The 327-nt window shown below is 33.6% G+C and carries 1 protein-coding gene; it reads right to left on the bottom strand.

The window, feature by feature from the left end; genetic code table 11:
- Positions 1-327 (bottom strand): SH3 domain-containing protein (locus tag LEQ07_RS19845; RefSeq protein WP_263331968.1); only part of this gene is annotated, 327 nt, incomplete at both ends.

Genomic DNA, 327 nt, shown 5'->3' with positions numbered 1-327 from the left:
CCACTTCTTACATTTAATGTACTTGCTGTTACTACTCCTGTATTTTTAACTGTTTCTCCTGGATTTGTTGGAGGTGTAGTTGTACTTCCATCTACTTTTATATAATCTCCTGATACATATCCATATCCTCCATTATATTTTATCTTATGCCATCCATTTTTACTTTCTACTATCTCTACTTTTGCTCCATTTGATAGCGATCCTATTCTTGAATAGCTTGATCCATATCCACTTCTTACATTTAATGTACTTGCTGTTACTACTCCTGTATTTTTAACTGTTTCTCCTGGATTTGTTGGAGGTGTAGTTGTACTTCCATCTACTTTT

The organism is Paraclostridium sp. AKS73 (genome assembly GCF_025671395.1).
Lineage (GTDB): Bacteria > Bacillota > Clostridia > Peptostreptococcales > Peptostreptococcaceae > Paraclostridium > Paraclostridium benzoelyticum.
This window is presented reverse-complemented; position numbering and strand designations above follow the sequence as displayed.